At 63.7% G+C, this 26,039-nt stretch carries 20 protein-coding genes; 19 read left to right on the top strand and 1 reads right to left on the bottom strand.

The features are described from left to right. The first annotated feature begins 15 nt into the window (after positions 1–15). The 12 genes from rplK to rpsJ all read left to right on the top strand — a co-directional run bounded on the left by rplK (position 16) and on the right by rpsJ (position 18,759). Complete coding sequence (gene rplK, locus LPA45_RS16535) at positions 16–447, top strand: 50S ribosomal protein L11 (RefSeq protein WP_010810467.1); 432 nt, start codon at positions 16–18, stop codon at positions 445–447. Further along, entirely contained in the window at positions 448–1,143 is a 696-nt protein-coding gene (gene rplA, locus LPA45_RS16530) for a 50S ribosomal protein L1 (protein ID WP_042882511.1), read from the top strand. A gap of 409 nt (positions 1,144–1,552) precedes the next feature. Next, positions 1,553–2,074, top strand: coding sequence for a 50S ribosomal protein L10 (gene rplJ, locus LPA45_RS16525; protein ID WP_022536870.1), 522 nt, complete (start codon positions 1,553–1,555; stop codon positions 2,072–2,074). A 69-nt stretch (positions 2,075–2,143) separates the two neighbouring features. Next, complete coding sequence (gene rplL / locus LPA45_RS16520) at positions 2,144–2,518, top strand: 50S ribosomal protein L7/L12 (protein WP_010810464.1); 375 nt, start codon at positions 2,144–2,146, stop codon at positions 2,516–2,518. A 428-nt stretch (positions 2,519–2,946) separates the two neighbouring features. Next, positions 2,947–7,053 (top strand): DNA-directed RNA polymerase subunit beta, encoded by a 4,107-nt coding sequence (gene rpoB / locus LPA45_RS16515; protein ID WP_116320356.1) that lies wholly within the window; start codon positions 2,947–2,949, stop codon positions 7,051–7,053. A 126-nt stretch (positions 7,054–7,179) separates the two neighbouring features. Beyond that, complete coding sequence (gene rpoC, locus LPA45_RS16510; protein WP_116320355.1) at positions 7,180–11,427, top strand: DNA-directed RNA polymerase subunit beta'; 4,248 nt, start codon at positions 7,180–7,182, stop codon at positions 11,425–11,427. A gap of 186 nt (positions 11,428–11,613) precedes the next feature. Continuing rightward, positions 11,614–13,461 (top strand): DNA helicase RecQ, encoded by a 1,848-nt coding sequence (gene recQ, locus LPA45_RS16505; RefSeq protein WP_116320354.1) that lies wholly within the window; start codon positions 11,614–11,616, stop codon positions 13,459–13,461. A gap of 337 nt (positions 13,462–13,798) precedes the next feature. Further along, positions 13,799–14,176 carry a 30S ribosomal protein S12 gene (gene rpsL / locus LPA45_RS16500; protein ID WP_010810460.1) on the top strand — a complete coding sequence of 126 codons (378 nt, stop codon included), beginning with the start codon at positions 13,799–13,801 and terminating at the stop codon, positions 14,174–14,176. A gap of 230 nt (positions 14,177–14,406) precedes the next feature. Beyond that, on the top strand, positions 14,407–14,877 hold the full coding sequence (gene rpsG / locus LPA45_RS16495; protein WP_010810459.1) for a 30S ribosomal protein S7: 471 nt from the start codon (positions 14,407–14,409) through the stop codon (positions 14,875–14,877). 117 nt (positions 14,878–14,994) lie between these two features. Further along, positions 14,995–17,103: an elongation factor G gene (gene fusA, locus LPA45_RS16490; RefSeq protein ID WP_063242130.1), complete on the top strand. Its 2,109-nt coding sequence runs from the start codon at positions 14,995–14,997 to the stop codon at positions 17,101–17,103. Between the two features lie 78 nt (positions 17,104–17,181). Next, the gene (tuf, locus tag LPA45_RS16485) at positions 17,182–18,372 is read left to right on the top strand and encodes an elongation factor Tu (RefSeq protein WP_116320353.1); all 1,191 of its coding nucleotides are present in this window, start codon (positions 17,182–17,184) and stop codon (positions 18,370–18,372) included. 78 nt (positions 18,373–18,450) lie between these two features. Then, on the top strand, positions 18,451–18,759 hold the full coding sequence (gene rpsJ, locus LPA45_RS16480) for a 30S ribosomal protein S10 (RefSeq protein ID WP_006160488.1): 309 nt from the start codon (positions 18,451–18,453) through the stop codon (positions 18,757–18,759). Between the two features lie 97 nt (positions 18,760–18,856). Here the strand turns inward: rpsJ and LPA45_RS16475 are convergent, their stop codons facing one another. Further along, complete coding sequence (locus tag LPA45_RS16475; protein WP_116320352.1) at positions 18,857–19,876, bottom strand: AraC family transcriptional regulator; 1,020 nt, start codon at positions 19,874–19,876, stop codon at positions 18,857–18,859. A gap of 352 nt (positions 19,877–20,228) precedes the next feature. Here LPA45_RS16475 and LPA45_RS16470 point away from each other — a divergent pair, with 352 nt between their 5' ends. The 7 genes from LPA45_RS16470 (at position 20,229) to rplW (ending at position 26,039) form a co-directional block, all read left to right on the top strand. Beyond that, positions 20,229–21,458 (top strand): dienelactone hydrolase family protein, encoded by a 1,230-nt coding sequence (locus LPA45_RS16470; RefSeq protein WP_116320351.1) that lies wholly within the window; start codon positions 20,229–20,231, stop codon positions 21,456–21,458. 134 nt (positions 21,459–21,592) lie between these two features. Next, positions 21,593–22,381, top strand: a complete 789-nt coding sequence (locus tag LPA45_RS16465) for an SDR family oxidoreductase (protein WP_116320350.1) — start codon at positions 21,593–21,595, stop codon at positions 22,379–22,381. A 32-nt stretch (positions 22,382–22,413) separates the two neighbouring features. After that, the gene (locus tag LPA45_RS16460) at positions 22,414–23,655 is read left to right on the top strand and encodes a styrene monooxygenase/indole monooxygenase family protein (RefSeq protein WP_116320349.1); all 1,242 of its coding nucleotides are present in this window, start codon (positions 22,414–22,416) and stop codon (positions 23,653–23,655) included. A 1-nt stretch (position 23,656) separates the two neighbouring features. Beyond that, entirely contained in the window at positions 23,657–24,157 is a 501-nt protein-coding gene (locus LPA45_RS16455) for a flavin reductase family protein (protein WP_116320348.1), read from the top strand. A 287-nt stretch (positions 24,158–24,444) separates the two neighbouring features. Further along, on the top strand, positions 24,445–25,095 hold the full coding sequence (rplC, locus tag LPA45_RS16450; RefSeq protein WP_010812397.1) for a 50S ribosomal protein L3: 651 nt from the start codon (positions 24,445–24,447) through the stop codon (positions 25,093–25,095). 12 nt (positions 25,096–25,107) lie between these two features. Continuing rightward, positions 25,108–25,728, top strand: coding sequence for a 50S ribosomal protein L4 (gene rplD / locus LPA45_RS16445; RefSeq protein ID WP_010812396.1), 621 nt, complete (start codon positions 25,108–25,110; stop codon positions 25,726–25,728). Continuing rightward, positions 25,725–26,039, top strand: a complete 315-nt coding sequence (rplW, locus tag LPA45_RS16440) for a 50S ribosomal protein L23 (RefSeq protein ID WP_006576245.1) — start codon at positions 25,725–25,727, stop codon at positions 26,037–26,039. Before rplD ends, rplW begins: the two co-directional genes overlap by 4 nt.

Raw genomic sequence — 26,039 nt, 5'->3', positions numbered from 1 at the left:
CGGATTGGAGTAGAAATGGCCAAGAAGATCATTGGCTTTATCAAGCTGCAGATTCCGGCTGGTAAGGCAAATCCCTCCCCGCCCGTTGGTCCCGCACTGGGCCAGCGTGGTCTGAACATCATGGAGTTCTGCAAGGCGTTCAACGCCCAGACCCAAGGCATGGAGCCTGGTCTGCCGGTGCCGGTGGTGATTACCGCCTTCGCCGACAAGAGCTTCACCTTCGTGATGAAGTCGCCGCCGGCGACCGTGCTGATCAAGAAGGCAGCCGGCATCACCAAGGGTTCGCCGAAGCCCCACACCGACAAGGTTGGCAAGATCACCCGCGCGCAAGCTGAAGAAATCGCCAAGGCCAAGAACGCTGACCTGACCGCCGCCGACCTGGACGCCGCCGTGCGTACCATCGCCGGCTCGGCTCGTTCGATGGGCATCACCGTGGAGGGTCTGTAAATGGCTAAGGTTTCCAAGCGCGTCGCCGCCAACAAGGCGAAGATCGAGCGTACCAAGTTCTACCCGATCGACGAGGCCCTGGGCCTGGTGAAGGGCTGCGCCTCGGCGAAGTTCGACGAATCGATCGACGTGGCCGTGCAACTGGGCATCGACGCCAAGAAGTCGGATCAGGTGGTTCGTGGTTCCGTGGTGCTGCCCGCCGGTACCGGCAAGTCGGTGCGCGTGGCTGTGTTCGCCCAGGGCGAGAAGGCCGAAGCCGCCAAGGCCGCCGGTGCTGACATCGTCGGCATGGAAGACCTGGCTGAGCAAGTCAAGGCCGGCAACCTGAACTTCGACGTCGTGATCGCTTCGCCGGACACTATGCGTATCGTCGGTACGCTGGGCCAGATCCTGGGCCCGCGTGGCCTGATGCCGAACCCGAAGGTTGGCACCGTGACCCCCGACGTGGCCCAGGCCGTGAAGAACGCCAAGGCCGGTCAGGTCCAGTTCCGTGTCGACAAGGCCGGTATCATCCACGCCACCATCGGCCGTCGTTCGTTCGAAGACACCGCGCTGAAGAGCAACCTCGCCGCGCTGCTGGACGCGCTGGTCAAGGCCAAGCCGGCTACCAGCAAGGGCGTGTACCTGCGCAAGGTGGCTGTCTCGTCGACCATGGGTGTTGGCGTGCGTGTCGACCAGGCTACGCTGGCTGCCTGAGCTGACGGCAAATTGCTGACCGGAACCCGATAACTCCGGTTGGCAAGAAGAATTGAAGGCCCTGGCCAATGGCGGGGGTCGTCTCCGGACCGCAAGGGATGGAGCAAGGCTTTGGGCAGTGGTGTCCGGCCGGGTGCGAAAGCATCGGCGGGCACTGCTGGTTATCAAAGACCGCTGGTGTCCTTGTCCGCGGCAGTGATGCGGAAAGGGCTTAATCGGTCGGAACGTGCGGGAAGGCTTCCCAGCCTGAGCGACGTGTTCCGGCCAGCCAGCGCAGATGGCGCACCCGAAGGGATTGAAGAAGCCGGGCACTGCCCCGGTCGATTCGGGCCAATCGGACGCCGTTCGTTTGTGCTGACGTGAAGGCTCCGGTATTGCCGGAGAAACAGCGTCATTTTGGAGCTTAACCGTGCCACTCAATATTGAAGATAAGAAGGCCGTCGTTGCTGAGGTCTCGGCGCAAGTCGCCAAGGCCCAGACCATCGTCGTGGCCGAATATCGCGGCATTGCGGTTGGCGATCTGACCAAGCTGCGTGCTGCCGCTCGCCAGCAAGGCGTGTACCTGCGTGTTCTGAAGAACACGCTGGCTCGCCGTGCCGTCGAAGGTACGCCGTTTGCAGGCCTCGCAGAGCAGATGACCGGTCCGCTGATCTACGGTATTTCCGAAGATGCAGTGTCGTCGGCCAAGGTTCTGAACGACTTCGCCAAGACCAACGACAAGCTGGTCCTGCGCGCCGGGTCGTATGACGGCAAGGTTCTCGACGCTGCCGCCGTGAAGGCGCTGGCCTCGATCCCGAGCCGCGACGAACTGATTGCTCAGCTGCTGGGCGTGATGCAGGCACCGGTGTCGGGCTTCGCCCGTCTGCTGGCTGCACTGGCTGCCAAGAACGCAGAAGGTGCTCCCGCGGAAGCGGAAGCCGCCGGCGCCTAAGGCAATCCAGGCCGCGCATCGAAAGATCGCATTACCGATACCGAATCAAATCTAGTAGGAGTATTTCAAATGGCAATCACCAAAGACGACATCCTGGAAGCCGTTGGCGCGATGTCCGTGATGGAACTGAACGACCTGGTTAAGGCGTTCGAAGAGAAGTTTGGCGTGTCGGCCGCTGCCATGGCCGTGGCTGCCGCTCCGGGCGCTGGCGGCGCTGCTGCTGCCGAAGAGCAGACCGAATTCAACGTGATCCTGGCCGAAGTCGGCGCCAACAAGGTCGGCGTGATTAAGGCTGTTCGCGAAATCACCGGTCTGGGCCTGAAGGAAGCCAAGGACCTGGTCGATGGCGCACCGAAGCCCGTCAAGGAAGGCGTGGACAAGGCCGCTGCTGCCGAAGCCAAGAAGAAGCTGGAAGACGCTGGCGCAAAGGTCGACGTCAAGTAAGGCTGTGCTCGCGTGCCCTCGTGGCACGCGAATGGGGCTGGCAAAGGGAAATTCCCGGCGCCAGCCTTTTTGCGCTTGTGCGATTGTGTTTTAGTCACCACTCCGCACAGCGGCAAAGCTGCAAGAAGTGATCTTTGCGAGTCCCGGCGGCACTTGATTTGCCGGCATCTCAGCAGAGGCCAAACATCAGTGGCACACTAACTAGTTGCTGCTGATGTTTGTCTTCTGAACCGACTGCAGAAGACAAGTTTGGTCGGGTGTCCCCCGGGCGAGTGCAGGCGTTGCGCTGATGCGACGACCACACCGCCCGCAGCGTGCGGACACCGTCAGCCAGAGGTTGGTAGCGGCCAACCGCCAAATCCCCTCCCAGTCGCTGAACACCTCAGGCGCGGCCAGGTCCAGCCGTCCTGCGATGATTCGGAGATCCCATGGCGTACAGCTTCACCGAAAAGAAGCGCATTCGCAAAAGCTTTGCGAAGCGCGCTACGGTACATCAGGTTCCATTCCTGCTTGCCACTCAGATTGAATCCTACACCCAGTTCTTGCAAGCGGAAACGCCGACCGCGCGTCGCAAGACCGAAGGCCTCCAGGCCGCTTTCAACGCAATCTTCCCGATCTCCTCGCATAACGGGCTTGCCCGTATGGAGTTCGTCTCGTATCACCTGTCCAACCCGCCGTTCGACGTCAAGGAATGTCAACAGCGTGGCCTGACCTTCCACTCGGCCCTGCGCGCCAAGGTTCGCCTGATCATCAACGATCGCGAGAACCCGGGCAAGGTCAAGGAAGTGAAGGAGCAGGAAGTCTACATGGGCGAAATCCCGCTGATGACTTCCACCGGTTCGTTCGTGATCAACGGCACCGAGCGTGTCATCGTCTCGCAGCTGCACCGCTCGCCGGGCGTGTTCTTCGAGCACGACAAGGGCAAGACCCACAGCTCGGGCAAGCTGCTGTTCTCGGCTCGTATCATCCCCTACCGCGGTTCGTGGCTGGACTTCGAATTCGACCCGAAGGACATCCTGTACTTCCGCGTCGACCGCCGCCGCAAGATGCCGGTGACGATCCTGCTGAAGTCGATCGGCCTGACCCCGGAACAGATCCTCGCGCACTTCTTCGTGTTCGACAACTTCACGCTGCAGTCGGAAGGCGCGCAGCTGGAGTTCGTGCCCGAGCGCCTGCGCGGTGAAGTCGCGCGCTTCGACATCGCCGACAAGAACGGCCGCGTGGTGGTCGAGAAGGACAAGCGGATCAACGCCAAGCACATCCGCGACCTGGACTCGGCCGGCACCAAGCTGATCAGCGTGCCGGAAGACTACCTGCTGGGCCGCGTGCTGGCCAAGAACATCATCGACCCGGATACCGGCGAGGTGATTGCCAACGCCAACGACGAACTGACCGAAACGCTGCTGGAAAACCTGCGCGAAGCCGGCGTCAAGCAGATCCAGACCCTGTACACCAACGACCTGGACCAGGGCCCGTACATGTCGCAGACCCTGCGCGTGGACGAGACCGCCGACCAGACCGCTGCGCGTATCGCGATCTACCGCATGATGCGCCCGGGCGAGCCGCCGACCGAAGAAGCCGTGGAAGCGCTGTTCCAGCGCCTGTTCTACAGCGAAGAGTCGTACGACCTGTCGCGCGTTGGCCGCATGAAGGTCAACAGCCGCCTGGGCCGCCCCAGCGGTGAAGGCGCCATGGTGCTGCAGGACGAGGACATCCTCGAGACCATCAAGATCCTGGTCAACCTGCGCAACGGCAAGGGCGAGGTCGATGACATCGATCACCTGGGCAACCGTCGCGTGCGTTGCGTCGGCGAACTGGCCGAAAACCAGTTCCGCGCCGGCCTGTCGCGCGTGGAGCGTGCCGTCAAGGAACGTCTGGGCCAGGCCGAGACCGAGAACCTGATGCCGCACGACCTGATCAACTCGAAGCCGATCTCGTCGGCGATCCGCGAGTTTTTCGGTTCGTCGCAGCTGTCGCAGTTCATGGACCAGACCAACCCGCTGTCCGAGATCACGCACAAGCGCCGTGTCTCCGCACTGGGCCCGGGCGGTCTGACCCGCGAGCGCGCCGGCTTTGAAGTCCGCGACGTGCACCCGACCCACTACGGCCGCGTGTGCCCGATCGAAACGCCGGAAGGTCCGAACATTGGTCTGATCAACTCGCTGGCACTGTATGCACGCCTGAACGAGTACGGCTTCCTGGAAACCCCGTACCGCAAGGTCGAGAACAGCAAGCTGACCGACCAGGTCGACTACCTGTCCGCGATCGAGGAAGGCAAGTACGTGGTGGCGCAGGCCAACGCGACCGTCGACGCTGGCGGCAACCTGACCGACGAACTGGTGTCGGCGCGTGAAGGCTCCGAGCGTGAAACCCGTATGGTGACGCCGGACCGCGTGCAGTACATCGACGTGGCGCCGTCGCAGATCGTGTCGGCCGCTGCCTCGCTGGTGCCGTTCCTGGAACACGATGACGCGAACCGTGCACTGATGGGCGCGAACATGCAGCGTCAGGCCGTGCCTTGCCTGCGTCCGGACAAGCCGCTGGTCGGTACCGGCATCGAGCGCACCGTTGCGGTCGACTCGGGTACCGCCGTGCAGGCGATGCGTGGCGGCGTGGTCGACTACGTCGATGCAATGCGTATCGTGATCCGTGTGAACGACGACGAAGCCGTGGCCGGTGAAGTCGGCGTGGACATCTACAACCTGATCAAGTACACGCGTTCGAACCAGAACACCAACATCAACCAGCGTCCGATGGTCAAGGTTGGCGATATCGTTGCCCGCAACGATGTGATCGCCGACGGCGCCTCGACCGACCTGGGTGAACTGGCATTGGGCCAGAACATGCTGGTGGCGTTCATGCCGTGGAACGGCTACAACTTCGAGGATTCGATCCTGATCTCGGAGCGTGTGGTGGCCGAAGACCGCTATACCTCGATCCACATCGAGGAACTGTCGGTCGTTGCCCGCGACACCAAGCTGGGACCTGAGGAAATCACGCGCGATATCTCGAACCTGGCCGAGGCTCAGCTGGCTCGCCTGGACGAGTCGGGCATCACCTACATCGGCGCTGAAGTGGAAGCTGGCGACGTGCTGGTGGGCAAGGTCACGCCGAAGGGCGAGACCCAGCTGACCCCGGAAGAGAAGCTGCTGCGCGCGATCTTCGGCGAGAAGGCTTCGGACGTGAAGGACACCTCGCTGCGCGTGCCCTCGGGCATGAGCGGCATCGTGATCGACGTCCAGGTCTTCACCCGCGAAGGCGTGACCCGCGACAAGCGTGCCCAGTCGATCATTGACGACGAACTGAAGCGCTACCGCCTGGACCTGAACGACCAGCTGCGTATCGTGGAAGGCGATGCCTTCCAGCGTCTGGAGCGCCTGCTGATCGACAAGACCGTCAACGGCGGTCCGAAGAAGCTGGCCAAGGGTGCCAAGATCACCAAGGAATACCTGGCCGACGTCGACAAGTACCACTGGTTCGACATCCGCCCGGCCGACGAGGAACTGGCTGCCCAGCTGGAAGCCGTCAAGGAAGCCATCGAGCAGAAGCGCCACGAGTTCGACCTGGCCTTCGAAGAGAAGCGCAAGAAGCTCACGCAGGGCGACGAACTGCCGCCGGGCGTGATCAAGATGGTCAAGGTGTACCTGGCCGTGAAGCGCCGCCTGCAGCCTGGCGACAAGATGGCAGGCCGTCACGGTAACAAGGGTGTGGTGTCGAAGATCACCCCGATCGAAGACATGCCCTACATGGCCGACGGTACGCCGGCTGACATCGTGCTGAATCCGCTGGGCGTGCCTTCGCGGATGAACGTGGGTCAGATTCTCGAGACGCACCTGGGCTGGGCCGCGCGCGGTCTGGGCGAGCGCATCGGCAACATGCTGAAGGCGCAAGCCAAGGCAGCCGAAGTGCGCAACCTGCTCACGCAGATCTACAACGAGAGCGGCAAGGTCGAAGACCTGGACAGCCTGTCGGATTCGGAAGTCCTGGAACTGGCCGACAACCTGAAGAAGGGCGTGCCGTTCGCGACGCCGGTGTTCGATGGTGCGCATGAGGACGAAATCCGCCGCATGCTGGACCTCGCCTATCCGGAAGGGATCGCGAAGGAGAAGGGCCTGACCGCGTCCAAGCAACAGGTCACGCTGTTCGACGGCCGCACCGGCGAAGCGTTCGAGCGTCCGGTCACGCTGGGTGTGATGCACATGCTGAAGCTGCACCACCTGGTGGATGACAAGATGCACGCCCGTTCCACCGGCCCGTACTCGCTGGTGACGCAGCAGCCGCTGGGCGGTAAGGCCCAGTTCGGTGGCCAGCGTTTCGGTGAGATGGAAGTGTGGGCACTGGAAGCCTACGGCGCGTCGTACGTGCTGCAGGAAATGCTGACGGTCAAGTCCGATGACGTGAACGGCCGTACCAAGGTGTACGAGAACATCGTCAAGGGCGAGCACTCGATCGACGCCGGCATGCCGGAATCGTTCAACGTGCTGGTGAAGGAAATCCGCTCGCTGGGTATCGACATCGACCTCGATCGCTACTGATCGGGCAGATGAAGGGAGCCGGTTGCGGCCGGTTCCCTGTCGACACAAAGCAGCGAAGGATTTCCCACAGGATGAATGCCATCGACCCGGACAGACTCCGGGCCGATGGCGAAACAAGGAGTTGCAATGAAAGCATTGCTCGATCTCTTTAAGCAGGTACAGCAGGAAGAGCAGTTCGACGCGATCAAGATCGGCCTGGCCTCGCCCGAGAAGATCCGTTCGTGGTCGTACGGCGAAGTCAAGAAGCCGGAAACGATCAACTACCGTACGTTCAAGCCGGAACGCGACGGCCTGTTCTGTGCCAAGATCTTTGGCCCGATCAAGGACTACGAGTGCCTGTGCGGCAAGTACAAGCGCCTGAAGCACCGCGGCGTGATCTGCGAGAAGTGCGGCGTTGAAGTGACGCTGGCCAAGGTGCGCCGCGAGCGCATGGGCCACATCGAACTGGCCGCGCCGACCGCGCACATCTGGTTCCTGAAGTCGCTGCCGTCGCGTCTGGGCATGGTCCTGGACATGACGCTGCGCGACATCGAGCGCGTGCTGTACTTCGAGGCATTCGTGGTGCTCGAGCCTGGCATGACCCCGCTCAAGAAGAGCCAGATCATGTCGGAAGACGACTACCTGGCGAAGTGCGACGAGTACGGCGAGGGCGAGTTCGTCGCCATGATGGGTGCAGAGGGCATCCGTGAACTGCTGCGCGGCATCGACATAGAGAAGCAGATCGAACAGATCCGCGCCGAGCTGCAGGCCACCGGCTCCGAAGCCAAGATCAAGAAGTTCGCCAAGCGCCTGAAGGTGCTCGAGGCCTTCCAGCGTTCGGGCATCAAGCCCGAGTGGATGATCCTCGAAGTGCTGCCGGTGCTGCCGCCCGAGCTGCGTCCGCTGGTGCCGCTGGACGGCGGCCGCTTCGCGACCTCGGACCTGAACGACCTGTATCGCCGCGTCATCAACCGTAACAACCGCCTGAAGCGCCTGCTGGAGCTGAAGGCGCCTGAGATCATCGTGCGCAACGAAAAGCGCATGCTGCAGGAAGCGGTTGACTCGCTGCTGGACAACGGCCGCCGCGGCAAGGCGATGACCGGCGCCAACAAGCGCCCGCTGAAGTCCCTGGCCGAAATGATCAAGGGCAAGGGCGGTCGTTTCCGTCAGAACCTGCTGGGCAAGCGCGTCGACTACTCGGGCCGTTCGGTCATCGTGGTGGGCCCGACGCTCAAGCTGCACCAGTGCGGCCTGCCCAAGCTGATGGCGCTCGAGCTGTTCAAGCCTTTCATCTTCCACAAGCTGGAAACGATGGGCATCGCCACCACCATCAAGGCGGCGAAGAAGGAAGTCGAAAGCCAGACCCCGGTGGTGTGGGACATCCTCGAAGAGGTGATCCGCGAGCACCCGGTGATGCTGAACCGTGCGCCGACGCTGCACCGCCTGGGCATCCAGGCGTTCGAGCCGGTGCTGATCGAAGGCAAGGCCATCCAGCTGCACCCGCTGGTCTGCGCGGCGTTCAACGCCGACTTCGACGGTGACCAGATGGCTGTCCACGTCCCGCTGTCGCTGGAAGCGCAGATGGAAGCCCGCACCCTGATGCTGGCCTCCAACAACGTGCTGTTCCCGGCCAACGGCGACCCGTCGATCGTCCCGTCGCAAGACGTGGTGCTGGGTCTGTACTACACGACCCGCGACAAGATCAACGGCCGCGGCGAGGGCATGACCTTCGCCGACATCAGCGAAGTGATCCGCGCCTACGAGAACAAGGAAGTCGAGCTGGCTTCCCGCGTGAACGTGCGTATCACCGAGTATGAGCTGGTCGACAAGGACGCCGAAGGCGACGCCCGTTTCGCACCCAAGGTCACGCTGCAGGCCACCACGGTCGGCCGCGCGATCCTGTCCGAGATCCTGCCGAAGGGCCTGCCGTTCTCGGTGCTGAACAAGCCGCTCAAGAAGAAGGAAATCTCGCGCCTGATCAACACCGCGTTCCGCAAGTGCGGCCTGCGCGAGACCGTGATCTTCGCCGACAAGCTGCTGCAGTCGGGCTTCCGCCTGGCAACCCGCGCCGGTATCTCGATCGCCATCGACGACATGCTGGTGCCGCCCGCCAAGGAGAAGATCATCGCCGAGGCCTCGGCCAAGGTGAAGGAATACGACAAGCAGTACATGTCGGGTCTGGTGACCGACCAGGAACGCTACAACAACGTCGTGGACATCTGGGGCGCCGCCGGCGACCAGGTGGGCAAGGCGATGATGGAGCAGCTCCAGCACGAAGACGTGGTCGACCGCGAAGGCAAGACCGTGAAGCAAGAGTCGTTCAACTCCATCTACATGATGGCCGACTCGGGCGCACGGGGTTCCGCAGCGCAGATCCGCCAGCTGGCCGGTATGCGTGGCCTGATGGCCAAGCCGGATGGCTCGATCATTGAAACGCCGATTACGGCGAACTTCCGTGAAGGCCTGAACGTTCTGCAGTACTTCATCTCGACCCACGGCGCTCGTAAGGGCCTGGCCGATACGGCACTGAAGACCGCGAACTCGGGTTACCTGACCCGTCGTCTGGTCGACGTGACGCAGGATCTGGTCGTGGTGGAAGACGATTGCGGCACCTCCAACGGCGTGGCCATGAAGGCCCTGGTCGAAGGCGGTGAAGTGATCGAAGCCCTGCGCGACCGTATTCTCGGCCGTGTGACCGTGGCCGACGTGGTGAACCCTGAAACCCAGGAAACCGCGATCGAAACCGGCACGCTGCTGGACGAAGACCTGGTCGAACTGATCGACAACATCGGCGTGGACGAAGTCAAGGTCCGCACCCCGCTGTCGTGCGACACGCGCTATGGCCTGTGCGGCAAGTGCTATGGCCGCGACCTGGGCCGCGGCGTGTTGGTGAACTCCGGCGAAGCGGTTGGCGTGATTGCCGCCCAGTCGATCGGTGAGCCGGGCACGCAGCTGACCATGCGTACGTTCCACATCGGTGGTGCGGCATCGCGTGCGGCAGTGGCATCGAGCGTGGAAGCCAAGGCAACCGGTACCGTGCGTTTTACGGCGACCATGCGTTACGTCACCAATGCGAAGGGCGAACTGATCGTCATCTCGCGTTCGGGCGAAGCGCTGATCACCGACGACCACGGCCGTGAGCGCGAGCGCCACAAGATCCCGTACGGCGCCACGCTGCTGGTGCAGGACGGCCAGGCCATCAAGGCTGGCACGCAGCTGGCCACGTGGGACGCGCTGACTCGACCGATCGTTTCGGAATACACCGGTACGACCAAGTTCGAGAACGTCGAAGAAGGCGTGACCGTCGCCAAGCAGATGGACGAAGTGACGGGCCTGTCGACCCTGGTGGTGATCGACGCCAAGCGCCGCACGGCTGCAACCAAGGGCATCCGCCCGCAGGTGAAGCTGCTCGACGCCAACGGCCAGGAAGTGAAGATCCCGGGCACGGATCACTCCGTGACCATCGGCTTCCAGGTTGGCGCGCTGATTACCGTGAAGGACGGCCAGCAGGTGCATGTGGGTGAAGTGCTCGCGCGTATCCCGACCGAATCGCAGAAGACCCGCGACATTACCGGTGGTCTGCCGCGAGTGGCCGAACTGTTCGAAGCGCGTTCGCCGAAGGACGCCGCCGTGCTGGCGGAAGTCACCGGCACGACCTCGTTCGGCAAGGACACCAAGGGCAAGCAGCGCCTGGTCATCACCGACCTGGACGGCAATGCCCACGAGTTCCTGATCGCGAAGGAAAAGCAGGTGCTGGTGCACGACGGCCAGGTGGTGAACAAGGGCGAAATGATCGTGGAAGGTCCGGCGGACCCGCACGACATCCTGCGCCTGAAGGGCATCGAAGAGCTGGCGCACTACATCGTGGACGAAGTGCAGGACGTGTACCGTCTGCAGGGCGTGAAGATCAACGACAAGCACATCGAGGTGATCGTTCGCCAGATGCTGCGCCGCGTTCAGATCGCCGACGTGGGCGACACCAAGTTCATCCCGGGTGAACAGGTGGAGCGCTCGGAACTGCTCGACGAGAACGACCGCGTGATCGCCGAAGGCAAGCGTCCGGCAACCTACGAGAACCTGCTGCTGGGTATTACCAAGGCGTCGCTGTCGACCGACAGCTTCATCTCGGCGGCATCGTTCCAGGAAACCACGCGCGTGCTGACCGAAGCCGCGATCATGGGCAAGACCGACGACCTGCGTGGTCTGAAGGAAAACGTGATCGTCGGCCGTCTGATCCCGGCCGGTACCGGCCTGGCCTACCACCGTGCCCGCAAGGCGCGCGAGGCCTCCGAGCGCGAACGCGCCCAGGCGATCGCCGAAGAAGAGCAGTCGCTCTTCATCGAGCCGACGCCGGTGGTGCAGGCGACGACTGAGGGTGAAGGCGACAACGCCTGATCTTGCAGTAGTGATTGCCCGCCGCAAGGCGGCCAAAAGCCCGGCTGAATCAGCCGGGCTTTTTTTATGCCCGCGCGTGACGTGACCTTTCGTGAGAAACGTCGGAGAGTTTGCGCGCCAGGCGCGGTGGCCGCGTTCCTTAGTGGTAAGGTTACGGCTTTTCCGGCTTCAGCAATTCCGCAGTCCATGTCGCAAGCACTGGCGATCCTCAAAGATGTCTTCGGCTATCACGCCTTCCGCGGGCGCCAGGCCGAGATCATCGACCACGTTGCCGAAGGCGGCGACAGCCTGGTGCTGATGCCGACCGGCGGCGGCAAGTCGCTGTGTTACCAGATTCCGGCGCTGCTGCGCCAGCGCACAGGGCAGGGTGTCGGCATCGTGGTATCGCCGTTGATCGCGCTGATGCAGGACCAGGTCGCGGCACTGACCGAAGCCGGCGTGCGCGCCGCGGTGCTGAATTCGACGCTGACCAGTTCAGAGGCGTCCGCCGTCGAGCGCGACCTGCTGGCCGGCAGGGTGGAGATCCTCTACGTCGCACCCGAGCGGCTGATGACCCCGCGCTTCCTCGACCTGCTCGAGCGTACCCGTGTCGGGCTGTTCGCCATCGACGAGGCGCATTGCGTATCGCAGTGGGGCCATGATTTCCGGCCTGAGTACATCCAGCTGTCGGTGCTGCACGAGCGATTCCCGTACGTGCCGCGCATCGCGCTGACCGCCACGGCTGACGCGCTGACGCGCAACGAGATCATTGAGCGACTGGCGCTGGACGACGCCCGCGTTTTCATCTCCAGCTTCGACCGGCCCAATATCCGCTACCGCATCGTCGAGAAGGACAATGCGCGCCAGCAGTTGCTGGCCTTTATCAAGGCGGAGCACACCGCCGCCGACGGCACCCACGACAGCGGCATCATCTACTGCCTGTCACGCAAGAAGGTGGAAGACACCGCGGCGTGGCTGGTAGGGCAGGGCATCAACGCGCTGCCCTACCATGCCGGCATGGACCCCGGCACGCGCCAGCGCCACCAGGCACGCTTCCGCGAGGAAGAAGGGCTGGTAATGGTGGCCACCATTGCCTTTGGCATGGGGATCGACAAGCCGGACGTCCGCTTCGTCGCTCACCTTGACCTGCCCAAGAGCATGGAGGGCTACTACCAGGAGACGGGCCGCGCCGGCCGCGACGGTATGCCGGCCAATGCGTGGATGGCCTATGGCCTGGGCGATGTGGTGCAGCAGAAGCGCATGATCGATGAGTCCGAGGCGGACGAGGCCTTCAAGCGCGTGTCGTCGGCCAAGCTCGACGCGCTGCTGGGTTTGTGCGAAACCGCCGGCTGCCGGCGCCAGCGCATCCTTGACTACTTCAACGAAGCCAGCGAACCCTGTGGCAACTGCGATACCTGCCTGGAGCCGCCGGCCACCTGGGATGGCACGCGCGAGGCGCAGATGGCGCTGTCATGCGTCTACCGCACCGCGCAGGCAAGCCGGATCCACTTTGGCGCGACCCACCTGGTCGACGTACTGCGCGGCAATGCCTCGGAGAAGATCAAGCAGTGGGGCCATGACAAGGTATCGACCTTCGGCATCGGCAAGGACCGTTCGGTGCATGAGTGGCACACGGTCTTCCGCCAACTGATCGCCCAGGGCTTGCTGATGATCGACCATGGCGGCCACGGCGCGCTGCTGCTGGGCGAGCGCGCGCGCGAGGTGCTCAAGGGCGAGCGGCAGATCATCCTGCGACGCCAGGCTACCAAGCCCGGCAAGTCCGGCGAGCGCGCGGCGCGCGGCACCCGCACCGACCATACCGCGGACATGGACGCCGATACGCTGGCAAACTGGGAGGCGCTGCGCCGCTGGCGCACGGAAGCCGCGCGCGAACACGGCGTGCCGGCCTACGTGATCTTCCATGACGCCACGCTGGCCGAACTGGCGCGCACTGCGCCGGACTCGCTCTCGGCGATGCAAGGGATTCCCGGGATTGGTGCATCCAAGCTGGAGCGCTATGGGCAGGGTATCCTCGACACCCTGCGCGGGGTCTAGCCGGTACTGTTTGCCTGTCGGGTATACGGCTTGACTGTATACGATTCCCCTGCTAGGATGCCAGATTCGAGTTTTTGGCTTTGGATTTCGCTCGCCCGTCGGATAAGTGGCTTTCATGCCGCTGCTGGCAAGCCTTCCGGACCGGTTTTGATGGACCGGTGGCGGCAGATGCGGGATCCGGGTGCCGGCTCGCGCTCTTTGGCATGCTGTTACCGCACAGTCCCGTCTCCAGAGCGCGTCTGCTCATCTCTCCCGCCCAAAAACCCGTAGTTGCCTCTCCATCCTGGTACATGCCGGTGCGAGGGGCGTTTTTCGTAAAACCAAGCTGGATTGAACAATGCCAACTATCAACCAACTGGTTCGCAAGCCGCGCGTCTCTGAAGTCGTCAAGAGCAAGAGCCCGGCGCTTGAGAACTGCCCCCAGCGCCGTGGTGTGTGCACCCGCGTGTACACCACGACGCCGAAGAAGCCGAACTCGGCACTGCGTAAGGTCGCCAAGGTGCGCCTGACCAACGGTTTCGAAGTCATTTCGTACATCGGCGGTGAAGGCCACAACCTGCAGGAACACTCGGTCGTGCTGATCCGCGGCGGCCGTGTGAAGGATCTGCCGGGTGTGCGTTACCACATCGTCCGTGGCTCGCTGGATCTGCAAGGCGTGAAGGACCGCAAGCAGGCCCGTTCGAAGTACGGCGCGAAGCGTCCGAAGGCGGCCTAAGCTTAGGGTGCCTGGGTCTGCGAGACCCAAAGCAGCAAACAAACGATAGCCTGTGGCGCGAGTCATGGTGCTGTCACCAGGCGGCGGTACAACGGAGCGCCTTTTTGGCAACCGTGCCGTCGAGTAAGTGGTCACCCCGGCGAATTTGCTGTCTATTGCATGCAAGCTAGTTGGTGGCCGGAGAGCGGAAACAACTGACCGCGCTCTCAACTGAATCTAAAGGAAAGAAGATGCCACGTCGTCGTGAAGTCCCCAAGCGGGATGTTCTGCCTGATCCGAAGTTCGGCAACGTTGAAGTTGCCAAGTTCATGAACGTGCTGATGCTGGACGGCAAGAAGTCGGTTGCCGAACGTATCGTCTATGGCGCGTTCGACCAGATCGAGAAGAAGGCAGGCAAGGCCCCCATCGAAGTGTTCTCCGTTGCCATCAACAACGTGAAGCCGGTGGTGGAAGTGAAGAGCCGTCGCGTGGGCGGCGCCAACTATCAGGTTCCGGTCGAAGTCCGTCCGTCGCGTCGTCTGGCATTGGCGATGCGTTGGCTGCGCGAGGCCGCGAAGAAACGCAGCGAGAAGTCGATGGCGCTGCGCCTGGCAGGTGAGCTGCTGGAAGCATCGGAAGGCCGTGGCGGCGCAATGAAGAAGCGTGACGAAGTGCACCGCATGGCCGAAGCCAACAAGGCGTTCTCGCATTTCCGCTTCTAAGCGCGCGATAGCGTTTGTTGGTTGCCGGGCGGGCTGTGTTTTTACACATCTCGCCCGTTTGTGTTAGGGGCGCGGGCCATGAGATGCCGGCGCCTCACGGACGAATAGAGGATTAAAGTGGCTCGTAAGACTCCCATTGAGCGCTACCGCAATATCGGTATCTCGGCTCACATTGACGCGGGTAAAACCACCACGACCGAGCGGATCCTGTTCTACACCGGTGTGAACCACAAGATCGGTGAAGTGCATGATGGCGCGGCCACCATGGACTGGATGGAGCAGGAGCAGGAGCGCGGCATCACCATCACGTCTGCTGCGACCACCGCCTTCTGGAAGGGCATGGGCGGCAACTACCCCGAGCACCGCTTCAACATCATCGACACCCCGGGCCACGTGGACTTCACCATCGAGGTGGAGCGTTCCATGCGCGTGCTGGACGGCGCGTGCATGGTGTACTGCGCAGTGGGTGGCGTGCAGCCGCAGTCCGAAACCGTCTGGCGTCAGGCCAACAAGTACAAGGTGCCGCGTCTGGCGTTCGTCAACAAGATGGACCGTACCGGCGCGAACTTCTTCAAGGTCTACGACCAGCTGAAGACCCGCCTGAAGGCTAACCCGGTGCCCGTCGTGGTGCCGATCGGCGCTGAAGACGGCTTCCAGGGCGTCGTCGATCTGCTGGAAATGAAGGCGATCGTTTGGGACGAAGCCAGCCAGGGCGTGAAGTTCGAATACCAGGACATCCCGGCCGAGCTGCAAGCCACCGCTGACGAATGGCGCGAGAAGATGGTCGAGTCCGCCGCCGAAGCCAGCGAAGAGCTGATGGAAAAGTACCTGGGCGGCGAAGAGCTGACCCGCGCCGAGATCGTCAAGGCGCTGCGTGACCGTACCATCGCCTGCGAAATCCAGCCGATGCTGTGCGGCACCGCGTTCAAGAACAAGGGCGTGCAGCGCATGCTCGACGCCGTGATCGACTTCCTGCCGTCGCCGGTCGACATTCCGCCGGTTACGGGCACGGACGAGGACGACAGCGAGAAGAAGCTCGAGCGCAAGGCTGACGACAACGAAAAGTTCTCGGCACTGGCGTTCAAGATCATGACCGACCCGTTCGTTGGTCAGCTGATCTTCTTCCGCGTGTACTCGGGCAAGATCAATTCGGGCGACACCGTGTACAACCCGGTCAAGAGCAAGAAGGAACGCCTCGGCCGTATTCTGCAGATGCATGCCAACCAGCGCGAAGAAATCAAGGAAGTGCTGGCCGGCGACATCGCCGCTGCAGTGGGTCTGAAGGACGCCACCACGGGCGACACGCTGTGCGATCCGGCTGCACCGATCGTGCTCGAGCGCATGGTGTTCCCGGAGCCGGTGATCTCGCAGGCTGTCGAGCCGAAGACCAAGGCTGACCAGGAAAAGATGGGCATCGCCCTGAACCGCCTGGCCGCTGAAGATCCGTCGTTCCGCGTGCGTACCGATGAAGAATCGGGTCAGACCATCATTTCGGGCATGGGCGAGCTCCACCTCGAAATTCTGGTCGACCGCATGAAGCGCGAATTCAACGTGGAAGCCAACATCGGCGCGCCGCAGGTGGCCTACCGCGAAACCATTCGCAAGACCGCCGAAGGCGTCGAGGGCAAGTTCGTCAAGCAGTCGGGCGGCCGCGGCCAGTACGGTCACGCCGTGATCACGCTGGAACCGCAAGAGCCGGGCAAGGGCTTCGAGTTCATCGACGCCATCAAGGGCGGCGTGATTCCTCGCGAATACATCCCGGCGGTAGAGAAGGGTATCGTCGACACGCTGCCGAACGGCATCCTGGCTGGCTTCCCGGTGGTGGACGTGAAGGTCACGCTGACGTTTGGTTCGTACCACGACGTGGACTCGAACGAAAACGCGTTCCGCATGGCCGGCTCGATGGCCTTCAAGGAAGCCATGCGCAAGGCCAGCCCGGTTCTGCTCGAGCCGATGATGGCCGTGGAAGTGGAAACGCCGGAAGACTACACGGGTACCGTGATGGGCGACCTGTCGTCCCGCCGCGGCATCGTGCAGGGCATGGACGACATGGTGGGCGGCGGCAAGATCATCAAGGCCGAAGTCCCGCTGTCGGAAATGTTCGGTTATTCCACGTCGCTGCGCTCGGCCACGCAAGGCCGCGCCACGTACACCATGGAATTCAAGCACTACGCTGAGGCACCGAAGAACATCGCCGAAGCCGTGATGACGGCCAAGGGCAAGTAATTCGAAGTTTGCCGCCGCGCCTGCCGGTGCGGCGGCGCGATGAAACAACAAGACTGCATTCCTATCAGGAGCTAAGAAATGGCAAAGGAAAAGTTCGAGCGGACCAAGCCGCACGTGAACGTTGGTACGATTGGTCACGTTGACCATGGCAAGACCACGCTGACCGCAGCGATCGCCACGGTGCTGGCTGCCAAGTTCGGCGGTGCCGCCAAGAAGTACGACGAAATCGACGCAGCGCCGGAAGAAAAGGCACGCGGTATTACCATCAATACCGCCCACGTCGAGTACGAGACGGCCAACCGCCACTACGCGCACGTTGACTGCCCGGGCCACGCCGACTACGTGAAGAACATGATCACGGGTGCCGCCCAGATGGACGGCGCGATCCTGGTGTGCTCGGCCGCTGACGGCCCGATGCCGCAAACGCGCGAGCACATCCTGCTGGCCCGTCAGGTTGGCGTGCCGTACATCATCGTGTTCCTGAACAAGTGCGACATGGTGGACGACGCTGAACTGCTCGAGCTGGTCGAGATGGAAGTTCGCGAGCTGCTGTCGAAGTACGAATTCCCCGGCGACGACACCCCGATCATCAAGGGTTCGGCCAAGCTGGCGCTGGAAGGCGACAAGGGCGAGCTGGGCGAAGTGGCCATCATGAACCTGGCCGAAGCGCTGGACAGCTACATCCCGACGCCGGAGCGTGCCGTTGACGGTACCTTCCTGATGCCGGTGGAAGACGTGTTCTCGATCTCGGGTCGCGGCACCGTGGTGACCGGCCGTATCGAGCGCGGCGTGGTGAAGGTTGGCGAAGAAATCGAAATCGTCGGTATTCGCCCGACCGTGAAGACCACCTGCACCGGCGTGGAAATGTTCCGCAAGCTGCTGGACCAGGGCCAGGCTGGCGACAACGTCGGTCTGCTGCTGCGCGGCACCAAGCGTGAAGACGTCGAGCGCGGCCAGGTGCTGTGCAAGCCGGGTTCGATCAAGCCGCACACCCACTTCACCGGCGAGGTGTACATCCTGTCGAAGGACGAAGGCGGCCGTCACACCCCGTTCTTCAACAACTACCGCCCGCAGTTCTACTTCCGTACCACCGACGTGACCGGCTCGATCGAGCTGCCGGCGGACAAGGAAATGGTGATGCCGGGTGACAACGTGTCGATCACCGTCAAGCTGATCGCCCCGATCGCCATGGAAGAAGGCCTGCGCTTCGCTATCCGTGAAGGCGGCCGTACCGTCGGCGCCGGCGTCGTGGCAAAGATCCTCGACTAAGCACTTCCTGGGACATGCCTGCAGGCATGTCCCCATTTAACTGGGCACGTTGCCCAATCGCTCTTTTAAGGAAATATCATGCAGAACCAGAAGATCCGTATCCGCCTGAAGGCTTTCGACTATCGCCTGATCGACCAGTCGGCCGCCGAAATCGTGGATACCGCCAAGCGTACCGGCGCGATCGTCAAGGGCCCGGTGCCCCTGCCGACCCGCATCCAGCGCTTCGACATCCTGCGTTCGCCGCACGTCAACAAGACCAGCCGCGATCAGTTCGAGATCCGCACTCACCAGCGCCTGATGGACATCGTCGATCCGACCGACAAGACGGTTGACGCGCTGATGAAGCTCGACCTGCCGGCCGGCGTGGACGTCGAGATCAAGGTGTAAATATGTTTCGGGCCGCTCCGGCGGCTTGATGCAGCAAAACGGCGAACCGTGTGGTTCGCCGTTTTTGTTTTGGGCGGCCGTTCTCGTGTGGGGTCGGCTAGCCCCTTCCCCGCCGCCGCAGCGTCTGCGCCGGGCACTCCCCGAACGCCCGACGATACTCCGCGCTGAAGCGCCCCAGGTGCGCAAAGCCCCAGCGCAAAGCCGCCGCGCTGACCGACGTCACCGACGCATCGTTCAGCAGGTCGTGCCGCACCCGCTCGAGGCGCACGGTGCGCAGGTAGGCCATCGGCCCGGTGCCGCGATGCTCGCGGAAGCCGGCGAACAGGCTGCGCACGCTGACGCCAGCGACTTCCGCCAGCAAGGCCGGCGTCAATTCCGCATCGGCGTTGGCATGGATGTATTCCTCCACCACCTTCACATGGCGCGGCGCCAACGGCTTGCCGTGCTCGCGCAGCGCATCCGAAAGGTTGTGCGGCTGCCATGTCAGCAGCGTGCCGATGACCAGCTGCTCGAGCTGGCAGGCGGTCAGCGGATGGCGCGTGGTCTCGGGCGCAGTCTCGATCATCGCCGCGAGGTAGCGCACCAGCTCATACCAGGCGCCCATGCGCCAGTCCATGCCGAGTGCAAAGCGCAGCGGCCGCCCGGGGCGCCGGCCCAGGTGCGCGGCGCAGACGCGTTCCAGCGCGCTGCGTTCGATGCGCACGATCAACTGGTCACTGTCGGCGCTCCAGCGCATCGCCAACGGATCACTCGGCGTCAGCACCGAAGCGCAGTCGGGCGTCGAGACGATGTGCTGGTCGCCACAGCGGATATCGGCCTGCCCTGACAGCGGCATCTGCACCAGCAGGAAGTCCCCAAGCGGACCGGGATCGATGGTGACCTCGGCCCCGTAGGCGAGGCGATTGAAGGAAACCGCGCCAAGCGGCGCATGGTGCATGCGCGCGTGCAGCCGCGTGCCGCGGACATCGAGCCGGTGCGGCTTGAATACGCGGCCGACGGCGGCGCGCGTCTCTGCCAGGTCGGTCGAGGCGAACACGCACCGGGCGGGATCGCCGAGCAGGGTGCTCGCCAGCGTTCCCTGGTGCGGGAAGGCCGTGGCGGCGGGGGGCAGCTGCATTGTCTCGCTCCTCTGGCGTGGCCGCGGTGCTGCCGGGCAGGGCGGCCAGCCGGTGCTGGCAGAGCCCTGGCGCCGTGCGCGCCGCATGGTCCGGGGATGGTCCGGTATCGCACCGGCATTGCGCCGGCATTGCGCCGGGATTGCGCCGGCGCACGGTCTCCCACGCGATCCACTATAGCGGATGCCCTCGCCGTCAGCGATGCAGCGTTGACCGAGTTGGCAGTTTCCTGCACTAATCGGATAGCCGCTGCAGCGGGCGGCTAGTTTGCTGCGGTGCGGAGCCACCATCATGGAACCCAGCACGGCGGCGCCAGCGGACACCGTCAAGAGACAACGACAAGGAGAGCAGGGCATGGGCCAGACCATCCAGATCCAGACCCCCGAAGGCAGTTTCAGCGGCTATCTCGCCGTTCCGGCGACGGGCAAGGGCCCGGGAATCGTGTTGTGCCAGGAGATCTTCGGCGTCAATGCCACCATGAGGCAGGTCGCCGACTACTACGCCGAAGAGGGGTACACGGTGCTGGTTCCGGACCTGTTCTGGCGGCTCGCGCCCGGCATCGAGCTGACCGATCGCGGCGAGGATTTCCAGCGCGCGCTCGGCCTCTACCAGCAGTTCGACGAAGCCAAGGGCGTGCAGGACGTAGGCGCGGCGCTGGATACGCTGCGGGCGCGCCAGGAATGCGTCGGCCAGACCGGGGTGCTGGGATTCTGCCTGGGCGGCAAGCTGGCCTACCTGGCGGCGTGCCGGCTACCGGACGTGGGCTGTGCGGTGGCCTACTACGGCGTGGGCATCGAGCATGCGCTGGGGGAAGCTGCTCAAGTGCGAGGCCGCCTGGTGCTGCATATCGCGGAGAAGGATGGCTTCTGCCCGCCGCAGGCACAGGCCGCGATCCGCGAAGCCCTGGCCGGGCGCGACAACATCGAGGTCTATGTCTACCCGGGTGTCGACCACGCCTTTGCGCGTGCTGGCGGCGAGCACTTCGACAAGCCGTCCGCACTGATGGCGCACCAGCGCGCGATCGCCGCGCTGCGGCGCGAGATGGGACCGCACTACGATTTTTCCGCGCTGTGGGACAAGCACTGCGAATATGAATTCGCCACGCGCGACGTCGATGCCACCATGGCGACGATGGTGGCGCAGCCCTATGTGAACCATATCCCGACCATGACCGGCGGCGTCGGCTACGCGCAGCTGCGACGCTTCTACCAGAACCACTTTGTCCACAGCAATCCGCCCGATACCACGCTGATCCCGCTGTCGCGAACGGTCGGTGCCACGCAGATCGTCGACGAACTGCTGTTCTGCTTCACGCATACCTGCGAGATCGACTGGATGCTGCCTGGCGTGCCCCCCACCGGCAAACGCGTGGAGATCCCGCTGATCGCCATCGTCAAGTTCCGAGGCGACAAGCTTTATCACGAGCATATCTACTGGGACCAGGCCAGCGTGCTGGTGCAGGTCGGCAAGCTCGATCCGGCGGGCTTGCCGGTGGCGGGCGTCGAGACCGCGCGCAAGCTGCTGGACGAAGCCTTGCCGTCGAACACGCTGATGGCGCGCTGGCAGGAGAGTGAAGGCAAGTAGCGAGGTTATGTAGCGAGGTCAAGTAGCGAGGTCAAGTAGCGAGGTCAAGTAGCGAGCGTTGCAGCATCGATCCGGAGCGGGCCCGAAGAAGCCCGCCCGGACCCTGGACACGGATGGCAAACAAGGAGACAACCATGAAGGGATTGCAGGACAAGGTGGCCATCGTCACCGGCGGCGCCACGCTGATCGGCGCCGGCGTGGCTCGGGCTTTCGTCGAGGCTGGCGCGCGCGTGGCGATCTTCGATATCGATGCCGCCAACGGCGAGCGCGTCGCCGCGGAGCTGGGCAAGGACGCCCTCTTCATCGCGGCTGACATCACGCAGGACGAGCAGGTCCGCGATGCGGTAAGCCAGGTCGCGCAGCGCTTTGGCGGCGTGGATTTCCTGGTCAACCTTGCCTGCACCTATCTCGATGACGGCTTCCGTTCCAGCCGTGCCGACTGGCTCACGGCTCTCGACGTCAACGTCGTGTCCGGCGTGATGCTGGCGCAGGCGGTGCAGCCGCTGATGCGCGCGCGCGGCGGCGGTGCCATCGTCAATTTCACCAGCATCTCGGCCACCGTCGCGCAGACCGGTCGCTGGCTCTATCCGGTATCGAAGGCAGCCATCGCGCAGTTGACGCGCAACATGGCGATGGACCTGGCGCCCGACCGTATCCGCGTGAACTCGGTCTCGCCCGGCTGGACCTGGTGCCGGCTGATGGACGAGGTCAGCGGCGGCAACCGCGCCCGTACCGATGCCGTTGCCGCGCCATTCCATCTGCTGGGCCGCGTTGGCGAGCCCGACGAGGTCGCGCAGGTGGTGCTGTTCCTGTGCTCTGACCATGCCAGCTTTGTCACCGGCGCGGACTACGCCGTCGACGGTGGCTACAGCGCCATGGGCCCGGAGCAGAACGTTCCGGCAATCGGCAAGCTGGCCGGCTGAAGCCATCCCGCATCCAACCAGGAGACAACATCATGCGCCAACGCATCGCCATCGTCGGGGCCGGGCAGTCCGGTTTGCAAATGGCCCTCGGGCTGCAGGCAGCCGGCTACCAGGTCACGCTGCTGTCCAACCGCGCGCCGGATCAGGTCCGCGCAGGCAAGGTCATGTCGAGCCAATGCATGTTCGACCGCGCCTTGCAGACCGAGCGCGACCTCGGCCTCAACTGGTGGGACGACACCTGCCCGCCGGTCGAGGGCATTGGCCTCGCCGTGCCGCATCCCGAGCAGCCTGGCGCGAAAGTCATCGACTGGGCCGCGCCGCTGGACCGGCCAGCGCAGGCGGTCGACCAGCGGCTGAAGATGCCGGTTTGGATGGAGGCCTTCGCTGCGCGTGGCGGCGACCTGCGCATTGTCGATGTCGGCATGGATGAACTGGAGGACCTGACGCGCGATCACGTCCTCGTGCTGCTGGCTGCCGGCAAGGGCGAGATCGTCGGCCGTTTCGAGCGCGATGCGCGGCGCAGCCCGTTCGACAAGCCGCAACGCGCGCTGGCGCTGACCTACGTGACCGGCATGGTGCCGCGCGAGCCGTTCTCGCGGGTTTGCTTCAACCTGATCCCGGGCATCGGCGAATACTTCGTCTTTCCCGCGCTGACGATGTCGGGCCCGTGCGAGATCATGGTGTTCGAAGGCATCCCTGGCGGTCCGATGGACCGCTGGGCCGAGGCGCGCACGCCCGAGCAGCACCTCGCAGAAAGCCTGCGCATCCTGCGCACCTATGCGCCGTGGGAAGCCGAGCGCTGCGAGCGCGTGGCGCTGACCGACGACAACGGTATCCTGTCGGGCCGCTTCGCACCGAGCGTGCGCAAGCCGGTGCTGACGCTGCCATCGGGCCGGATGGTATTCGGCATGGCCGATGCCGTGGTGGTCAACGACCCGATCACCGGGCAAGGCTCCAACAATGCCGCCAAATGCTGCCAGGTCTACCTCGACGCCATCCTTGCCCATGGCGAGCGGCCGTTCGACCGTGACTGGATGGAGCAGACCTTCGCCCGGTACTGGCAATATGCCGGCGATGTCGTGGCGTGGACCAACTCGCTGCTGACCCCGCCGCCGCCGCATATCCTGGCGCTGCTGGGTGCGGCGGGGCAGGCGCCGGCGCTGGCGGCGCGCATTGCCAACGGCTTCGACAATCCGCCGGATTATTTCCCATGGTGGATGGACGCGCAGGCTTGCCACCAGCTGATCGACCACCACCTGCCGCGGGCTGCCTGACATGGACACCACCAGTCATGCCGCGCCCCTGCTCGATCCACGCGAACTGCGCCGGGTTTGCGGCCGCTACGCGACCGGCGTGGCGGTCATCGGTGCCTGCACGGCGCAGCAGCGGCCGGTCGGCATCACCGTCAACTCGTTCGCGTCGCTGTCGCTGGCGCCGCCGCTGATCCTGTGGAGCCTGGCGTCGCACTCGCCCAATGCGGGCCTGTTCGAGCCAGGCCGGCCGTTCGGCGTCAGCATCCTGCGCGCCGGACACGGGGAACTGGCGCGCCGCTTCGCCACGCCGGCGGCCGACAAGTTCGCCGGCGTGCGTCATACGCGCTGCGCCCAGGGCGTGCCCTACCTGGACGAGGCGCTCGCCACGCTCGCATGCCGCGTCGAGCGCGCCGATCCCGTTGGCGACCACCTGCTGGTCGTGGGCGCGGTGGAGTCCATCTCGGCGGAAGAGGGCGAGCCGCTGGTCTTCTATGGTGGCGGCTTCGTGCGCGTCGCGGCCTGACCTTTGCGCGGGGGCGGGGCCTGCCGCTCGCCGCGCCGCCTTCGTGCCAGCTTTTGCGCACATCTGCGTGAATCCTGCCTGCAACACCCCTCGGCAAATCGCAATTGCTTATTGCCCTTTCCTGGGGGAAGCGTTATAGTGTAAGGCTACCCGTGTCTCCGGGTAGTGGGTTGGCCGTTTTGGCCACGCGCAGTCCTCTTTAGCGCAGCCCATCCGCGCACAAGCGCAAACACAGTTTTCGTGTATCAATCAGCCCCGGCCAATCGCAGCTGGGAATGGAGCAAACCATGAGCCTTGGCCTTGTAGGTCGCAAGGTTGGCATGACCCGTATTTTCACGGACGACGGTGAAGCGATTCCCGTGACCGTGGTCGAGGTCGGCGACAACCGCGTGACGCAAATCAAGACGGACGAGACCGACGGTTATACCGCGGTTCAAGTCACCTTCGGCGCACGACGCGCAAGCCGTGTCACCAAGCCGCTGGCGGGTCACCTCGCCAAAGCCGGCGTGGAAGCCGGCGAAATCATCCGCGAATTCCGTATCGACGCAGCCAAGGCTGCCGAACTGCAAGCTGGCGGTTCGCTGTCGGTCGACCTGTTCGAAGTCGGTCAGAAGATCGACGTGCAGGGCGTGACCATCGGTAAGGGCTACGCCGGTACCATCAAGCGCTACCACTTCGCCTCCGGCCGTGCCACGCACGGTAACTCGCGCTCGCACAACGTGCCGGGCTCGATCGGTATGGCGCAGGATCCGGGCCGTGTGTTCCCGGGCAAGCGCATGACCGGTCACCTGGGCGATGTCACCCGCACCGTGCAGAACCTGGAGATCGCCAAGATCGACGCAGAGCGCAAGCTGCTGCTGGTCAAGGGCGCCATCCCGGGCTCCAAGAACGGCAAGGTCATCGTTACCCCGGCCGTCAAGGCCAAAGCCAAAGCTTAAGGAGCGCATGTAATGGAACTCAAGCTCCTCCAGGACAATGGCCAGATCGGCGCCGGCGTTGACGCGTCGCCCGAAGTGTTCGGCCGTGACTACAACGAAGCCCTCGTTCACCAGATCGTCGTCGCTTACCAGGCCAACGCTCGCAGCGGTAACCGTAAGCAGAAGGATCGTGAAGAGGTCAAGCACACGACCAAGAAGCCGTGGCGCCAGAAGGGTACGGGCCGTGCTCGTGCCGGTATGTCTTCCTCGCCGCTGTGGCGCGGGGGCGGCCGTATCTTCCCGAATTCGCCGGAAGAGAACTTCACCCAGAAGGTCAACAAGAAGATGTTCCGTGCCGGCATGCGCTCGATTTACTCGCAGCTCGCACGTGAAGGTCGTATCAACGTGGTGGACGGTTTCACTGTCGACGCGCCCAAGACCAAGCTCTTGGCCGACAAGTTCAAGGCCATGGGCCTGGACTCGGTGCTGATCATCACCGACAGCCTCGACGAAAACCTCTACCTGGCTTCGCGCAACCTGCCGCACGTGGCAGTCGTGGAGCCGCGCCAGGCTGATCCGCTGTCGCTCGTGCACTACAAGAAGGTGCTGGTGACCAAGGCGGCCGTCGCGCAGATCGAGGAGTTGCTGAAATGACGCAAGTAGCCAAGAACGATCATCGTTTGATGCAGGTGCTGCTCGCGCCGGTGGTTTCCGAAAAGGCAACCCTGGTCGCCGACAAGAATGAACAAGTCGTGTTCGAGGTAGCCCGCGATGCCAACAAGGCAGAAGTGAAGGCCGCCGTCGAACTGCTGTTCAAGGTCGAGGTGCAGTCCGTTCAGATCCTGAACCAGAAGGGCAAGCAGAAGCGCTTCGGCCGTTTCATGGGCCGCCGCAACCACGTGAAGAAAGCTTACGTGTCGCTGAAGCCGGGTCAGGAAATCAATTTTGAAGCGGAGGCCAAGTAA

This window comes from Cupriavidus sp. Agwp_2, assembly GCF_040784895.1.
Lineage (GTDB): Bacteria > Pseudomonadota > Gammaproteobacteria > Burkholderiales > Burkholderiaceae > Cupriavidus.
Note: the sequence above shows the minus strand (reverse complement) of the source record. Positions and strands in the feature narration are given on the sequence as shown.

Bases quoted from the DNA above. Each gene is read 5' to 3' on its own strand.
- LPA45_RS16455 (WP_116320348.1), top strand. From the start codon at position 23,657: ATGGACACCACCAGTCATGCCGCGCCCCTGCTCGATCCACGCGAACTG.
- rplD (WP_010812396.1), top strand. From the start codon at position 25,108: ATGGAACTCAAGCTCCTCCAGGACAATGGCCAGATCGGCGCCGGCGTT.
- rpsG (WP_010810459.1), top strand. From the start codon at position 14,407: ATGCCACGTCGTCGTGAAGTCCCCAAGCGGGATGTTCTGCCTGATCCG.
- rplK (WP_010810467.1), top strand. From the start codon at position 16: ATGGCCAAGAAGATCATTGGCTTTATCAAGCTGCAGATTCCGGCTGGT.
- recQ (WP_116320354.1), top strand. From the start codon at position 11,614: ATGTCGCAAGCACTGGCGATCCTCAAAGATGTCTTCGGCTATCACGCC.
- rpsJ (WP_006160488.1), top strand. From the start codon at position 18,451: ATGCAGAACCAGAAGATCCGTATCCGCCTGAAGGCTTTCGACTATCGC.
- rplC (WP_010812397.1), top strand. From the start codon at position 24,445: ATGAGCCTTGGCCTTGTAGGTCGCAAGGTTGGCATGACCCGTATTTTC.
- tuf (WP_116320353.1), top strand. From the start codon at position 17,182: ATGGCAAAGGAAAAGTTCGAGCGGACCAAGCCGCACGTGAACGTTGGT.
- rplA (WP_042882511.1), top strand. From the start codon at position 448: ATGGCTAAGGTTTCCAAGCGCGTCGCCGCCAACAAGGCGAAGATCGAG.
- LPA45_RS16465 (WP_116320350.1), top strand. From the start codon at position 21,593: ATGAAGGGATTGCAGGACAAGGTGGCCATCGTCACCGGCGGCGCCACG.
- LPA45_RS16470 (WP_116320351.1), top strand. From the start codon at position 20,229: ATGGGCCAGACCATCCAGATCCAGACCCCCGAAGGCAGTTTCAGCGGC.
- rpoC (WP_116320355.1), top strand. From the start codon at position 7,180: ATGAAAGCATTGCTCGATCTCTTTAAGCAGGTACAGCAGGAAGAGCAG.
- rplL (WP_010810464.1), top strand. From the start codon at position 2,144: ATGGCAATCACCAAAGACGACATCCTGGAAGCCGTTGGCGCGATGTCC.
- LPA45_RS16475 (WP_116320352.1), bottom strand. From the start codon at position 19,876: ATGCAGCTGCCCCCCGCCGCCACGGCCTTCCCGCACCAGGGAACGCTG.
- rplW (WP_006576245.1), top strand. From the start codon at position 25,725: ATGACGCAAGTAGCCAAGAACGATCATCGTTTGATGCAGGTGCTGCTC.
- rpsL (WP_010810460.1), top strand. From the start codon at position 13,799: ATGCCAACTATCAACCAACTGGTTCGCAAGCCGCGCGTCTCTGAAGTC.
- rpoB (WP_116320356.1), top strand. From the start codon at position 2,947: ATGGCGTACAGCTTCACCGAAAAGAAGCGCATTCGCAAAAGCTTTGCG.
- LPA45_RS16460 (WP_116320349.1), top strand. From the start codon at position 22,414: ATGCGCCAACGCATCGCCATCGTCGGGGCCGGGCAGTCCGGTTTGCAA.